At 63.6% G+C, this 14,325-nt stretch carries 12 protein-coding genes; 7 read left to right on the forward strand and 5 right to left on the reverse strand.

Going from position 1 to position 14,325, the window contains the following annotated elements:
* Nucleotides 1-6: 6 nt before the first annotated feature.
* The 4 genes from AC3WQS_RS29445 to AC3WQS_RS29460 all read right to left on the reverse strand — a co-directional run bounded on the left by AC3WQS_RS29445 (nucleotide 7) and on the right by AC3WQS_RS29460 (nucleotide 5,116).
* Nucleotides 7-1,182 (reverse strand): acyl-CoA dehydrogenase family protein, encoded by a 1,176-nt coding sequence (locus AC3WQS_RS29445; protein WP_007736177.1) that lies wholly within the window; start codon nucleotides 1,180-1,182, stop codon nucleotides 7-9.
* A gap of 107 nt (nucleotides 1,183-1,289) precedes the next feature.
* Nucleotides 1,290-1,736: a hypothetical protein gene (locus AC3WQS_RS29450; protein WP_020970172.1), complete on the reverse strand. Its 447-nt coding sequence runs from the start codon at nucleotides 1,734-1,736 to the stop codon at nucleotides 1,290-1,292.
* A 67-nt stretch (nucleotides 1,737-1,803) separates the two neighbouring features.
* Entirely contained in the window at nucleotides 1,804-4,338 is a 2,535-nt protein-coding gene (locus AC3WQS_RS29455) for an ABC transporter permease (protein WP_060939479.1), read from the reverse strand.
* A gap of 4 nt (nucleotides 4,339-4,342) precedes the next feature.
* Nucleotides 4,343-5,116, reverse strand: a complete 774-nt coding sequence (locus AC3WQS_RS29460) for an ABC transporter ATP-binding protein (protein ID WP_003945134.1) — start codon at nucleotides 5,114-5,116, stop codon at nucleotides 4,343-4,345.
* A 260-nt stretch (nucleotides 5,117-5,376) separates the two neighbouring features.
* On the opposite strand from AC3WQS_RS29460, the gene AC3WQS_RS29465 reads away from it, so the two are divergent.
* The 4 genes from AC3WQS_RS29465 to AC3WQS_RS29480 all read left to right on the forward strand — a co-directional run bounded on the left by AC3WQS_RS29465 (nucleotide 5,377) and on the right by AC3WQS_RS29480 (nucleotide 10,010).
* Nucleotides 5,377-6,939 carry a long-chain-fatty-acid--CoA ligase gene (locus tag AC3WQS_RS29465; protein ID WP_019749300.1) on the forward strand — a complete coding sequence of 521 codons (1,563 nt, stop codon included), beginning with the start codon at nucleotides 5,377-5,379 and terminating at the stop codon, nucleotides 6,937-6,939.
* A gap of 22 nt (nucleotides 6,940-6,961) precedes the next feature.
* Nucleotides 6,962-7,372 (forward strand): YchJ family protein, encoded by a 411-nt coding sequence (locus AC3WQS_RS29470; protein ID WP_492713257.1) that lies wholly within the window; start codon nucleotides 6,962-6,964, stop codon nucleotides 7,370-7,372.
* 56 nt (nucleotides 7,373-7,428) lie between these two features.
* A complete protein-coding gene (locus tag AC3WQS_RS29475; protein ID WP_019749302.1) occupies nucleotides 7,429-8,019 on the forward strand; it encodes an AMIN-like domain-containing (lipo)protein in 591 nt (196 codons plus the stop codon).
* A gap of 92 nt (nucleotides 8,020-8,111) precedes the next feature.
* Entirely contained in the window at nucleotides 8,112-10,010 is a 1,899-nt protein-coding gene (locus AC3WQS_RS29480) for an ABC transporter ATP-binding protein (RefSeq protein ID WP_133727802.1), read from the forward strand.
* A 101-nt stretch (nucleotides 10,011-10,111) separates the two neighbouring features.
* On the opposite strand, the gene AC3WQS_RS29485 is transcribed toward AC3WQS_RS29480, so the two are convergent.
* Nucleotides 10,112-11,887 carry a DEAD/DEAH box helicase gene (locus tag AC3WQS_RS29485; RefSeq protein ID WP_003945121.1) on the reverse strand — a complete coding sequence of 592 codons (1,776 nt, stop codon included), beginning with the start codon at nucleotides 11,885-11,887 and terminating at the stop codon, nucleotides 10,112-10,114.
* A gap of 102 nt (nucleotides 11,888-11,989) precedes the next feature.
* Between AC3WQS_RS29485 and AC3WQS_RS29490 the strand changes: the two genes are divergently transcribed.
* From AC3WQS_RS29490 to AC3WQS_RS29500, 3 genes are all read left to right on the forward strand, one after another.
* Entirely contained in the window at nucleotides 11,990-12,817 is an 828-nt protein-coding gene (locus tag AC3WQS_RS29490; RefSeq protein ID WP_020908425.1) for a carbon-nitrogen hydrolase family protein, read from the forward strand.
* A 55-nt stretch (nucleotides 12,818-12,872) separates the two neighbouring features.
* Nucleotides 12,873-13,499, forward strand: coding sequence for a phosphoribosyltransferase (locus AC3WQS_RS29495; protein WP_029255786.1), 627 nt, complete (start codon nucleotides 12,873-12,875; stop codon nucleotides 13,497-13,499).
* A gap of 126 nt (nucleotides 13,500-13,625) precedes the next feature.
* Nucleotides 13,626-14,324 carry a DUF8548 family protein gene (locus AC3WQS_RS29500; RefSeq protein ID WP_029255787.1) on the forward strand — a complete coding sequence of 233 codons (699 nt, stop codon included), beginning with the start codon at nucleotides 13,626-13,628 and terminating at the stop codon, nucleotides 14,322-14,324.
* The last annotated feature ends 1 nt before the right edge of the window (nucleotide 14,325 follow it).

Genomic DNA, 14,325 nt, shown 5'->3' on the forward strand with positions numbered 1-14,325 from the left:
CACGCCTCACAATCCGAGGATCGAGGAGGCGATGATGCTGCGCTGCACTTCGCTCGATCCGCTGTAGATGGATACCTTGCGGTAGTTCAGGTACGTCGGGGCAGTGTGCTGTGCCCAGCTCGCGGAGGCGATGTCGCTGCCCGCGTCGTACGGCAGTGAATCAGGGCCGGCCACGTCCATCAACAATTCGACGCTCGCCTGCTGCAATTCGGAGCCACGAAGCTTGAGCAGCGACGACGCCGGGTTCGGCTGGCCGTCAGCGGAACTGGCGACCACCCGGAGCTGAGTGAGCTCGAGGGCAAGCAATTCGTTTTCGAGTTCGGCGAGGCGAGCAGCGAAGAGCGGATCTTCGAGCAGGGTCCCGTTGCCGACCTTGACCTCGGCAGCGCGGGCCTTGGCCTGGGCCAGACGAACCTTCGAGAAACCGACGCGGGTGACACCGGTGCGCTCGTTGCCGAGCAGGAACTTGGCGTAGCCCCAGCCCTGATTCTCTTCACCGACCAGGTTCTCTCCCGGAACGCGGACGTCCTCGAAGAACACTTCGTTGACCTCGTAGCCGCCGTCGATCAGCTTGATCGGGCGGACCGTGACGCCAGGCGTCTTCAGGTCGACCAGAATGAACGAGATACCTGCCTGGCGCTTCGGCGCATCGGGATTGGTACGCACGAGGCAGAAGATCCAGTCGGCGTACTGTCCCAGCGTCGTCCAGGTCTTCTGACCGTTGATGACCCAGTCGTCGCCGTCGCGGACCGCGCGGGTCTTGAGCGAAGCGAGGTCGGAGCCGGCCTCGGGTTCGGAGAATCCCTGGCACCACCAGATGTCGAGGTTCGCGGTCGCGGGAAGGAACTTCTCCTTCTGCTCCTGCGAGCCGAAGGCTGCGATGACCGGACCGACCATGTTGGCGTTGAACGCCAACGGTTCGGGGACCGACGCAAGCTGAAGTTCGTCGAGCCAGATGTTGTGCTGGACCGGGGTCCAGTCCTTGCCGCCCCACTCGACCGGCCAGTGCGGTACCGCCAGACCGTGAGCATTGAGGATCTGCTGCGCCTCGACCATACGGTCGCGCCCCAACTCCTCGCCGTGGGCGTACGCCTCCCTGATGTCCGCGGGGATTTGCGTACGGAAGAACGTCCGCATCTCGTCGCGGAACGCTAGTTCCTCGTCGGTCAATGCCAGGTTCATCGGGATTCCTTCGCACTCGAAACCGGATTCATGTTCGGTTCGACCGTACCCCGACGACCATGGAGGCGGAACAGGTACCGCGAAAGACGGCACTCAGGGCCGACCTTCTACACGGTCTTGAGGACCAACAGGTAACCCCCGCCCGCGGCGTCGATGCTCGTTTCCACGTTCAGCGACGGAGCCAAACGTGACAACCGATCGATCAACCAATCAGACGCTTCCTGGGCGTCGTCTTTGCCGGGGCAGCGAGCGACCGCGACGCGGCCACCCTTGCGCTCGAGTTGCTCCACGACCCCGATGATCGGAGCGGGATCCACGACGAACAGCCGATCCGGCCATTCCACAACAGGTTTGACCGCACCCTTCTTGGTGTTGCATGCGCGGTGCGCCAAGCGTTCGACGCCACCTTTGGTCTTGCCACCCTTTTTTGCGGTGTTGATGCTGTCGATGCTCGGGCCGCGCGGATCGTTGACGGACATGTCGGGATCGACCGGTTCGTCACACAGCCAGCAGCGCCAGGATTCACGTTCGCCGACTTCTTGAAGGGTGCTCATGTGGCAACGGTACCGTGCGCACTTTCGGCTGCTTCCGCTACCAAAAGTGCGCACGGGGCCGAAGGCCCTACATGTCTGCGATCGCCTCCAGCGGCTTCGTCTTGGCCGCTCGGTTGGCCGGCCACAGCGCCGCCAAGACACCGACCACACCCGAGCCGATCAGCATTCCGACCACCTGACCCCACGGGATCGTGATCTTGTCGAGGCCCTGATCCGCGAGAGTGCTCACGAAGGCCCAACCGAACGCGATGCCGAGAACAACTCCGACCGCCGCGCCGTACACCGCGATGAGCACCGACTCGAGGTAGATCGTGCGTCGCATCTGTCCGCGCTGCATGCCGACAGCTCGCAGCATTCCGATTTCTCGTCGCCGCTCGACCACCGACAGTGCCAAGGTGTTGATGATGCCCAGGATTGCGATCACGACCGCGAGTGCAAGCAGTCCGTAGAGGATCGCCAACAAGGTGTTGATCTGCTGGCCCTGAGTTCCCTTGAACTCCTCACGATCCTGCACCTGGACGACGACGTACTTCTCCGTGGCCGTTTCCAGCTCGGATCGCAGCATGGTCAGATCCGCACCAGGCTTCGCCTTCACCAGCACCACGAAGTCCGGGAGACTCTCGGCCGGCATCAGTTTCCGGTACGCCTCGTCCGAGACGATCCACGAGCCGATCAGCTGGTTGTCCTCGAACACTCCCGCGACAACGGTCTGGTACTCGACGCCGCCAGGACCGGTCAACGTCTGCGTCGAGCCGACAGTCCAGCCCTTGTCATCCGCAGTCGACTTCGAGACGAGCATGTTGTTGCCGGTCAGATCGACCGTGCCCTCGAGGATCTTGTACTCGAGCACACCTTCGATCGGTCCGTCGAACGAAGCGCCTTGCTCGTCCTCACCGTCGACCTTCGCGCGCACCCCGTGCAAGGACGTCGCGCTCTGTACGTCGGGTACCTGCCGGACCGCGTCGGCCGCACCTCGCGGCACACCGATCGCGTTGGGACCGGTCAGGATGTAGTCGGCCGAGACACCCACGTCCACAAGAGCATTGATGCTCGCCTTGGCCGAAGAACCGAACACTCCGATGACCGTCACCAGCATCAGACCGAGAGTCAGCGCGAATGCCGTTGCGGCCGTGCGGCGAGGATTACGCACCGCATTGGTACGAGCCAATCGCCCGATGGCGCCGAACGGCTTGGCGAACACGGCACCGAGCGCGCCGACGATCGGCCGCGACAGCGCCGGAGCCCCGAGAAGAACCGCGATGATCAACGAGAACGCACCGAGCCCGACGATCAGCGCCGCGCCGCCGCCGGTACCGCGAGAGCCGAACACGAGCAGTGCCACACCGATCACGCCGAGAATCGCACCGATCAACGTCCGCACTCGCAGTGAGTCACCGGTGGAGGCGAACTCCTCACGCATGGCCGCTACCGGCGGGATCTTCGACGCACGACGAGCCGGGGCGTAAGCGCTGAGCGTCGTGACGACGACGCCGACCACCAACGCGACGATGATCGTGCGGGCACCCACCTGGAGCGGGCCTTCCGGCAGACCGACGTCGAATGTGTTGAGCAGACTGCGCAATCCGTAGGCGAGACCGATACCGCCGAGCAGACCGATGATGCTGCCGATGAGTCCGACCACGAGCGCCTCGGTGACCACCGAACGGCCGACCTGCGCTCGGCTCGCACCGATCGCACGCAGCAGCGCCAGCTCACGAAGACGCTGCGCCACGATCATCGAGAAGGTGTTGTAGATGATGAACGTTCCGACGAGCAGAGCAATCGCGCCGAACGCCAACAGGAAGTAGTTGATGAAGCTCAGCGCCGAGTCGACCTCGGCCTTGGTCTCCTCACGAACCTGGTCGCCGGTCTGCACCTTGAGATCGGGGAAAACCTGCTCGACGCGTTGCTGCAGTTCCGTCTGCGACACCCCGTCGCCCGCGACGTCGATGTACTCGACATGTTGGCCGTCGGTGAAGAGTCCACGGGCCTGCTCGTCGGTGAAGAGCGCGCCGATGAACCCGCCGGTGTCACTGCCCGCCCCCTCGTAGATGCCGGACAACGTCACGTCCACGATTCCGCGGGCCGGTGCCAGAACCTTGGCGGAGTCCCCCACCTTCAGTCCGGCTCGCTCGGCGGCGCTGGTGTTCAGCGCGACCTGACCGGTCTGCGTCGGAGGCGCGCCCTCGACGAAGGTGTCGGGTTCGGCAATCGCCTGGCCCGGCGGTAGGTAGGACTGCCCGATACTCGGCGCGCCGCCGGTCTGAACGGCGCCGCCGTCTGCGTTGATCAGGACGATCTGTCCACTGACGGCCGGGGCTACCGCTCGGACGCCGTCGACCGCCGCAAGTTTGTCGACATCCTCGACCGGAACGCCACTGGTGTTGCGCTCTTCCATCGATACCCGGACGTCGACGCCCTGGGCGGTGTTCTCGAAGATCGAATCGAAAGTCTTCTGGAGGGTGTCGGTGAAAACGAACGACCCCGCGACAAAAGCCGTACCAAGCACCACGGAGAGAACCGTCAGTGCAAGTCGCACCTTGTGTGCCGCCAAGTTGCGCAGGGAAACCTTGCGCATCGGCGAGTTGCTTACCGAAGCCATGTGCTCAAGCCCCGGCTTCCACGTTCACGACCGCCTGCGGAGCGTCCAGACGCTTCATCCGGTCGAGGACCGAATCCGCCGTAGGCTCGCGCAATTCGTCGACGATCTTGCCGTCCGCGAGGAACACCACCCGGTCGGCATACGCCGCTGCCCGCGGATCGTGCGTCACGATCACCACGGTCTGGTTGAACTCGTCGACGGCCGCCCGCAGGATCGAGAGCACCTCCCCGGAGGACTTCGAATCGAGGTTTCCGGTCGGCTCGTCGCCGAAGATGATCTCCGGCTGACCCGCCAGCGCACGCGCACACGCCACACGCTGCTGCTGACCACCCGAGAGCTCTCCCGGCCGGTGATCGAGGCGATCCCCGAGACCCAGCTTGGTCAGGACGCTGTTCAGCCAGGTCGGGTCCGCTTTGCGTCCCGCGATGTCGAGCGGCAACGTGATGTTCTCGAGCGCCGTCAGCGTCGGCACCAGGTTGAACGCCTGGAAAACGAAACCGATGCGATCGCGTCGCAATTGGGTCATCTGTTTGTCGGAAAGCGTCGTGAGTTCCGTGTCGCCGATGAGAACGGAACCCGAACTTGCGGAATCCAGACCGGCGAGGCAATGCATCAGCGTCGACTTACCGGAACCGGACGGCCCCATGATCGCCGTGAACTCACCGCGGGCGAAATCTGCGGACACCGAACTGAGTGCGTGCACCTGGGTATCTCCGGTGCCGTAGGTCTTGGACAGGCCGACTGCGCGGGCCGCGACATCCTGGGCGTGCGAACTCATGATCGCCTTTCCTGTTCACTTCGGTACTACTTGTGGGCGTGACGGGCGCCCGTGAAAACACGGACGCCCGCAATGGTTGGTTCCATCCTGTCGGGTGTCGGGCGCGCTCGCCATCGGGGACCACCCTGATATCTGCAGCCGAGCCGGTCAGGGTCGCGGGAATGTGCTCTTTCTGCTTGTGCGCATTGACGAGAAACAGCGATACGAAGACCGGGCGCACATTAACCTTGTGACACCAATCACACGAGAGAGGCGGCCGAATGTCCGACGCCACCGCTGGAATCATTTTCGATCGGCTAGAGCACTGGGCGACGGTCAAGCCTGATCAAGCAGCGATGACCTTCCAAGGGACCGAATACACGTGGGCCCAGTGGCGAGACCGCATCTTGCGTATCGCCGCCGCCCTCGCCGAATCCGGCATCGGCGCCGGCGACACTGTCGCGTTCGTCGACAAGAATCATCTGTCCTGCCTCGAAGTCACCTACGCCGCCTCACTGCTCGGCGCCGCGAATGTCATTCCCAACTGGCGACTTTCGGGCGAAGAGCTGGATTACGTCCTCGCGGACTGTGGCGCTCGCATTCTGTTTGTCGGCAGCGAACTACTCCCCCAGATCGTCGCCATGCGCGACCGCTTGACGGCCGTCGAATCGATCTTCGCCGTCGGCGGGGAACACGACGAGTTCGAACCGTGGATCGACGAGGTCGCACCGCTGCACTCCCGCCCCGAGGTGAGCCCCGATGCCACCGCTCTGGTTCTCTACAGTTCCGGGACGACCGGTCGGCCCAAAGGCGTACAGCTCACGCATCGAAACCTGTTCGCGCACAGCAACAATGTGCTCGAAATCCTGCCGGCCCACGAGGATCACCGATTCTTGATCGCGATGCCGATGTTTCACGTCGGCGGAACGTGCTACGCCATCATGGCAATTCACACGGGTGGGCGCTGTTACTTCACGAGAGAAGCCGACGGACCGTCGATCTTCGCCGGTCTCGCCGCCGGAGCCAACATCGCCTTTCTCGTCCCACCGGTCATTGCCGGAGTCCTGGCCGCAGGCGAGCAGGCCGTCGCCGCCTTCAAGGCATTCAAACGCATTACCTACGGCGCCGCCCCCATGCCCCTTCCGTTGTTGCGAGCAGCACTCGCGGCTTGGCCGGACACCGAATTCGTCCAGGTCTACGGCATGACCGAAATGGCAGGTGTCATTACCGCGTTGATGCCGGACGTTCACCGCGACGAGTCGCAGGTCGAGCGCATGGCATCAGCAGGCACGGCGATCCCAGGCGTCGAGATGCGTGTGGTGGACCCCGTCACGCTCGAGGACGTGCCCACCGGAACGACCGGCGAACTGTGGTGGCGATCCGAACAGTGCACTCCCGGATACCTGGGCAAGCCCGAGGCGACGGCCGAAACGATTACCGCAGATGGGTGGCTGCGTAGCGGCGACATGGGCCGCGCCGACTCCGACGGCTTCGTCTTCATCGAGGACCGCCTCAAGGACATGATCATCACCGGCGGCGAGAACGTCTACTCCCCCGAGATCGAACGAGTACTGGTGGAGCATCCGGCAATCGCCGAGGTCGCGGTCATCGGCGTTCCCGACGACCGTTGGGGTGAAACCGTCAAGGCAGTCGTGGTTCTCACTGCCGAAGCGCAGATCGACGAAGCCGAACTGATCACCTATACACAGGAACGCCTCGCAAAGTTCAAGTGCCCGACCAGTATCGACGTCGTCGAGATCCTTCCCCGCAATCCCACCGGAAAGATCCTCAAGCGCGACCTCCGCAAACCGTACTGGGACAACCGCGAACACAAACTGGTCTGAGTTCGCGTGCTGTAATGGGGCGGTGACTTCGCGCCGCCCCACCACACCCAATCCGACCGATCCGTGCCCGTGCGGCAGCGGCAACGCGTTGGCCGAATGCTGCGGAAAGTACATCAGCGGTGAAGCGCACGCACCGACTGCCGAAACCCTGATGCGTTCGCGTTACACGGCCTTCGCTGTGATGAACGACGAATATCTCACGCAGACTTGGCATCCCGCCCATCGCCCCACCGAACTCGATCTCGACCCCGACCAGACATGGCTCCGGTTGGAGATCCTGGACACCGAACGGGGCGGGCTGTTCGATTCCGACGGCGTCGTGGAATTTCGCGCTCACTACACATTCGGGCGCGAGCGGGGAATGCTCCACGAACGCAGTCGATTTGCGCGAACAGAGGGTAAGTGGCTCTACGTCGACGGCGATATCGGTTAGGTAACTCCGGGCACCGCCGCCGCGGATCCCGATAACGCGAGCCCTACGATCGAGTCATGACAACGAACCGGACGAGATCATTTGCCGCTGTCGCTGCCATCGCAGTGGGCGTGAGCCTGACTGCCTGTTCGCAGGACGCGGAGACCACTCCCACGGCAGCCACCTCGGCCGTCACCTCGACCTCGAGTGCAGCAGCGTCGACCACAGAACCAGTCCCGACGGACAGCTCCGACAAGACGTCGGCTGCGGGCACCGAATCCAAGCTCACCGTCGTCGACATCCGAGTGGGCGAGCACGACGGATTCGATCGTGTCGTCTACGAAATGGGCGGAACCGGCACACCCGGATGGCGCGTCAAGTACGTCGACGCGGCGACACAGGAAGGCAGCGGTAAGCCCGTGGACATCAAGGGTGCCGCAGTGATCCAGGTCCTGATCGACGGTTCCGCCTATCCCTTCGACAGCGGAGTCGAGCAGTACTCCGGCCCCAACCCGGTCCCCGGCGTCGGCGGAGTCGTGACCGAGGTCAACGGGTCCAACGTCTTCGAGGGAGTCACCCAGTCGTTCATCGGCGTGACTGAGAAGCAGCCGTTCACGGTCACGACGCTCAGCGACCCTCCGCGAGTGGTGGTCGACGTGGCCCGCTGAGGCCGCACTTGACCTGAAGTTTGGTTGAGGTTCTACCTTCGTGTCGTACCGGCCACGTAATCTTCGTGGCCGGCGACCGGAGGGGCGAAGTCATGAGTATGGAAGTCACCGCGTGGAACGCGATGTACAACGCGATGCACGCGCAAGAAGATCGGCGCCCGTTCTCGAAGGCGACACTGAAGCGGATCGCGACGTTCGCGGTTCCGCAGAAACGTAACCTCAGCTGGTACCTCGTACTGAGCGTCGTCACCGCTGCACTTGCCGTGGCAACCCCCGTCCTGGCCGGGCGCGTGGTCAACGCGATAGTCGGCGGCGACGCCGTCGACGTGGTCGTCAAACTTGCCGCACTGATCGCACTGGTTGCACTTCTCGAAGCCGCTCTGGGCCTGTTGACCCGGTGGCTTTCGGCCAGCATCGGTGAAGATCTGATCCTGCATCTGCGCACCACCGTCTTCGATCACGTCCAGAAGATGCCCATCGCGTTCTTCACCAGAACTCGAACCGGAGCACTGGTCAGCCGGCTCAACAACGACGTCATCGGCGCACAGCGCGCCTTCAGCGACACCTTGTCCGGAGTGGTCAGCAACCTGGTCACCCTGGTGATCACGCTGATCGTCATGCTCGGGATCTCTTGGCAGATCACCGTCCTCGCGTTGTTGCTTCTCCCCATCTTCGTCATCCCCGCTCGGCGGATGGGTGCAAAACTTGCAGCACTCAATCGTGAAGCAGCCAACCATAATTCGCTTATGAGCACCCAGATGACGGAACGGTTCTCCGCTCCCGGAGCGACTCTGGTCAAGCTGTTCGGTCGCCCGTCGCAAGAGTCTGCGGAGTTCGCGGTTCGTGCCAGGCGTGTGCGCAACATCGGAGTCCGGACCGCAATGCTGCAGTCCGTCTTCGTCACAGCGCTGACACTGGTCTCGGCCCTGGCTCTTGCCCTCGTCTACGGACTCGGCGGCTTCTACGCGCTGCGCGGACAGTTGGACGCAGGCGCCGTCGTTGCGATGGCGTTGTTGTTGACGCGCCTGTACTCGCCGCTGACCGCACTGGCCAGCGCGCGGGTGGACGTCATGAGCGCTCTGGTCAGCTTCGAGCGGGTATTCGAGATTCTCGATCTGGCACCGCTCATCACCGAGAAGCCCGATGCACGCACGGTGCCGCAGGGCCCGGTGTCGGTCGAGTTCAAGAACGTCACTTTCGCGTACCCGTCAGCGGACAAGGTGTCTCTCGCCTCTCTGGAGGAAGTCGCGATCCTCGACACTCGCGGCGGCGAGGACGTGTTGCACAACCTGTCTTTCCGCACCGAAGCAGGACAGATGGTCGCCCTGGTCGGCACGTCCGGCGCCGGAAAGTCGACCGTTGCCCAGATGATTCCGCGTCTCTACGACATCGATTCCGGATCGGTCGAGTTGGGCGGCGTCGACGTCCGCGACCTCAGTGCCGATTCCATCCGCGAGACCGTCGGCATGGTCACGCAGGACGGGCACCTGTTCCACGAGAGCCTTCGATCCAACCTGCTCCTTGCGCGACCGGATGCCACCGAAGAAGATCTGCGCGAGGTTCTGGAGCGAGCACGGCTCACCGACCTGGTTGCGTCGCTGCCCGACGGACTGGAGACCGTGGTGGGTGAACGCGGTTACCGCCTCTCGGGCGGCGAGCGCCAACGCCTGACCATCGCACGACTGCTCCTGGCCCAGCCTCGCGTCGTCATCCTGGACGAGGCCACCGCGCATCTCGACTCGACGTCGGAAGCCGCGGTTCAGGAAGCACTCGGCGAAGCACTCGCCGGGCGGACTGCGGTGGTGATCGCTCACCGGTTGTCGACGATCCGTTCCGCCGACCTGATCCTCGTCGTCGAAGCAGGCCAGATCGTCGAGCGCGGCAACCATGAGGAACTGCTCGCGCACGGTGGCCGCTACGCCGAGTTGTACCGCACGCAGTTCGACACCAACGCCCGGAAGAACGGCGCCCTCGCACCGACGCCGATCTGATACCGCGCAGCGCCTTGCCCTCCACACAGAAAACAGGCGCTGTCCTCCTCGCGGAGGGCAGCGCCTGTTTCAGTCTTTATGTCAGTCGTTGAAGCTGTAGGTCAGTCGTTGTAGCGATCGCGTCCGCCACCGCGGCGGTCGTCACGTCCACCGCGATCGTCCCGGCCACCACGGTCGCCACGGCCACTCGGACGTCCCTGCGGCGGGCCGAAATCAGGCTGCAGCTGGATCAGGACGCCGGAGATGCGTGTGCGACGCAAAGCTTCGAGAGTCTCGTTGGAGAGGTCGGCCGGCAGCTCGACGATGCTGTGATCCGGGCGAATGCTGATGTGCCCGAAGTCGCTTCGACGAAGTCCACCCTCGTTGGCGATGGCACCGACGATGGCACCCGGAACGACGCGGTGACGCTTGCCGACTGCAATGCGGTATGCAGCCAACTCCTGGCCCTCGGGTCCACGCGAGCGAGGAGCCGGGCCGTCGTCGAAACGACGAGGGGGACGCGGTTCACGCGGCTCGCGCTCACGGCGCGGCGGTGCCGGCGGCTCGGGAGAAAGTAAGAATGCTTCGCCGTCGCGCGACTGCAATGCCAGAGCGGCAGCGATGTCGATGAGCGGAACATCGTGTTCCTGGTCGTAGTCCTCGATCATCTTGCGGAACATCGCGAGATTCTCCGAGGCCAGGCTCTCGGTGATGGAGTCACCGAACTTGGCCACGCGCTGGGCGTTGACGTCGTCGACACTGGGAAGCTGCATCTCCGCAAGCGGCTGACGCGTCGCCTTCTCGATGGACTTGAGCAGATGACGCTCACGCGGAGCGACGAACAGCAACGCGTCACCCTGACGACCGGCGCGGCCGGTACGACCGATGCGGTGAACGTACGACTCCGTGTCATGCGGGATGTCGTAGTTGACGACGTGGGAGATTCGATCGACGTCGAGGCCTCGAGCGGCAACGTCGGTCGCGACAAGGATGTCGAGGGCGCCGTTCTTGAGCTGACCGATGGTCCGCTCACGCTGTGCCTGGACGATGTCGCCGTTGATCGCGGCAGCCGAGTGCCCGCGGGCCCGCAGCTTCTCCGCCAGGTCTTCGGTGGCCTGCTTGGTACGGACGAAGATGATCATCGCCTCGAATGCCTCGACCTCGAGGACTCGGGTCAGTGCATCGAGCTTGCGCTGATGAGCAACCTGAATGTAGCGCTGCGTGATGTTCGAAGCGGTCGACGTCTTGGACTTGACGGTGATCTCGACCGGATTGTTCAGGTACTGCTTCGAGATCCGGCGAATCGAGCCGGGCATCGTTGCGGAGAACAGGGCAACCTGCTTGTCGCCGGGGGTGTCGCGGAGGATGCGCTCGACGTCCTCCTGGAACCCCATCTTGAGCATCTCGTCGGCCTCGTCGAGAACGAGGTACTTGAGATTGGTCAGATCCAGGGTGCCCTTTTCGAGATGGTCGATGACACGACCCGGGGTACCGACGACGACGTGTGCGCCGCGGCGCAGGCCGGACAGCTGGACGCCGTAGCTCTGGCCACCGTAGATCGGCAGCACGTTGAGTCCGGGGATGTGCGCGGAGTACTTGCCGAATGCCTCGGCAACCTGAAGCGCCAGCTCACGCGTGGGAGCAAGCACCAGCGCCTGGGTCTGCTTGATCGACGTGTCGATCCGCGACAGGACTGGAACTGCGAAAGCTGCGGTCTTGCCGGTACCGGTCTGTGCGAGACCGACGACGTCCTTGCCTTCGAGCAGCGGCGGAATGGTGGCAGCCTGAATCGGCGAGGGCGACTCGTAGCCCACGTCTGACAGTGCCTTCAGTACCCGATCATCGATGTCGAGGTCGGCAAATGTTGGGGGTTCGGGGTCACGCTCAATATCACTCATTTGACCAGCAGTTTAGCGGATAGAGTATAGACACGACGACATACCGGGGGTGCATTTACGACAGATCCACCCTCCCAGCGGGTTTCGCCTAGCGTATGGAGCATGACCGAAGCCACCGTTGCCACCCCCGCCCAGACCGTTGTCGCGATTGCCCAATTCGCCCCGGGGACGGACAAGAAAGCCAACCTCGAATCACTGCGATCACTGGCTTCCGATGCAGCAGCACGGGGCGCGAAAGTTGTCGTGGCGCCGGAATACTCGATGTTCACCGCACCGAAGACGGATGAACGACTGATCGAGTCCGCGGAGGACCTGGACGGCGAATTCGGTTCGGCACTGGCGGCGGTCGCCGCGGAGTTCGGAATCTTCCTCGTGGCGGGAATGAACGAGCGGATCGACGACGTGAGCAGAATCTCCAACACCCTCGTCGCGATGGACCCGAACGGCGAACTGGTGGCGACCTACCGGAAGCTGCATCTCTACGACGCATTCGGTTACCAGGAGTCGGCCGTGATCCGTGCCGGCGACATCACGGAACCGCAGACTTTCGGGTGCGACGGCCTGACCTTCGGCCTCCAGACCTGCTACGACCTGCGCTTCCCGGAAGTCACCCGGCGGATCGTCGACGTCGGCGCGGACATCCTGCTCCTGCCCGCCCAGTGGGTGCCCGGGCCACTCAAGGAAGACCACTGGACCACTCTCGTACGCGCCCGGGCCATCGAGAACACGATGTACATCGCAGCGGCTGACCAGAGCGCGCGCGGCGGCGCGGGTGCCAGCATGATCGTCGACCCGATGGGCGTCGTGATGTGTTCACTGGGCGAGCAGGTCGGGGTTGCCGCCGCGACTGTTTCGGCCGCTCGCATCGCCGAAGTACGCGAGAAGAATCCCGCTCTCGCGCTGCGGAGGTTCACAGTCTCGTCGCGGTGACCTGCAGCGGGTAGCGTCGAACAGGTCGGGGTTCGAGCTTCTCGAGGACAACGCAGTGACCCAGTATCGGGATCGATCTTCCGCCGGCAAATTTCTGGCCGGGCGGCTCGAGTCTTTGCGTCTCGACAAGCCTGTCGTTCTCGGACTCCCACGCGGCGGAGTACCGGTCGCAGCCGAGGTGGCTGCGGCACTGAACGCTCCGCTGGACATCGTGGTGGTGCGCAAGCTCGGCAGTCCGTACAACCCGGAACTGGCGATGGGCGCCATCGGTGAGGGTGGCGTGCGGGTCCTCAATCACGACGTCATCGCAGCGGTTCGCGTCTCGAAAAGTGAACTCGCCGCCGTCGAACGCGACGAACGAACCGAATTGGAACGGCGAGCGCGACTCCTGCGCGAGGGACGGACCCCGGTTTCCCTCCACGGACGCACCGCAGTGATCGTCGACGACGGAATGGCCACGGGTGCGAGTGCCGCCGTTGCCTGCCGCTGCGCGCGCACCGCGGGTGCTGCATCCGTCATCGTCGCTGTCCCAGTTGCCTCCCCTGAAGCAATGAGAGTGATCGCGTGCTCAGCCGATCGGGTCGTCTGCCCCTTCGTTCCTGCCCTGCTGGGCGGCGTCGGTGCTGCATTCGAGGACTTTCATCAACTCAGCGACGACGAAGTGCTGACCTTCCTCGCCTGAGAGGACACCCCTCCAGCCTGAGCGCAGTCCAAGAGATCTCTGAGAATTTGTGATGTGTGCAACATTTCGCTCCTCGGTGCCGATAGCCCAAATGGAACAAAAAGAATTCGGCTTTCTGGAGGAACCGTGACCATCTCGACCGATACCGTCGACGCCGTCGCAGCTGCGTGCCGTGACCGCCTGGGCGACCCTTCCGCCTGGGTTGCGTCAGACGCTTATCGACAGAGCCTCGCCCTGTGCATCATCGAATCCGTTCAGTCCACGTCGGGTCACAGCGAAGTGACCGTCGTAGATCGCTACCTGGCCTACCGGAAAGCCCGCGAAGACAAACCCGTCACGGACGGCGCACGCGAACTACTCCGCACCTTCGAGGAAGCCGGGAGTTCGGACCAGTGGGCAGGCAAGATCGGCTCGTACAAGCGTCGCTACACGGCGACGGGTGTCCCGATCGAGGCACGTCACATCCAACAGGTCGCCGAAAAACTCCATCACTTGCGGATCAACAGCGTCGAGGACCTGCTCTCTGCTGCCGATTCCGACAACGCTCTCGATGCGGTTCACCTTGCCTGGGTGGACGCCTGCGGAGACGGTTCCGAAGTGACCTGGGCCCACCTGTTGATGTTGGCCGGAATTCCACACACCGATCTGGGTACCGCTGCCGACACGTTCATCAGCGCAACACTCGGCACCACCGAGTTGTCAGGAGACACCTCGGAGATCCTTGCAGCTACTGCAGAGCAACTCGGAGTGGATCCGGACCGATTGGACTACGCAATTCGCCGGTGGTTGTCCGTGCACGGCCGCATGCTCCAACACGTCGCCTGAG

It is taken from the genome of Rhodococcus sp. FW305-130, from assembly GCF_058788335.1.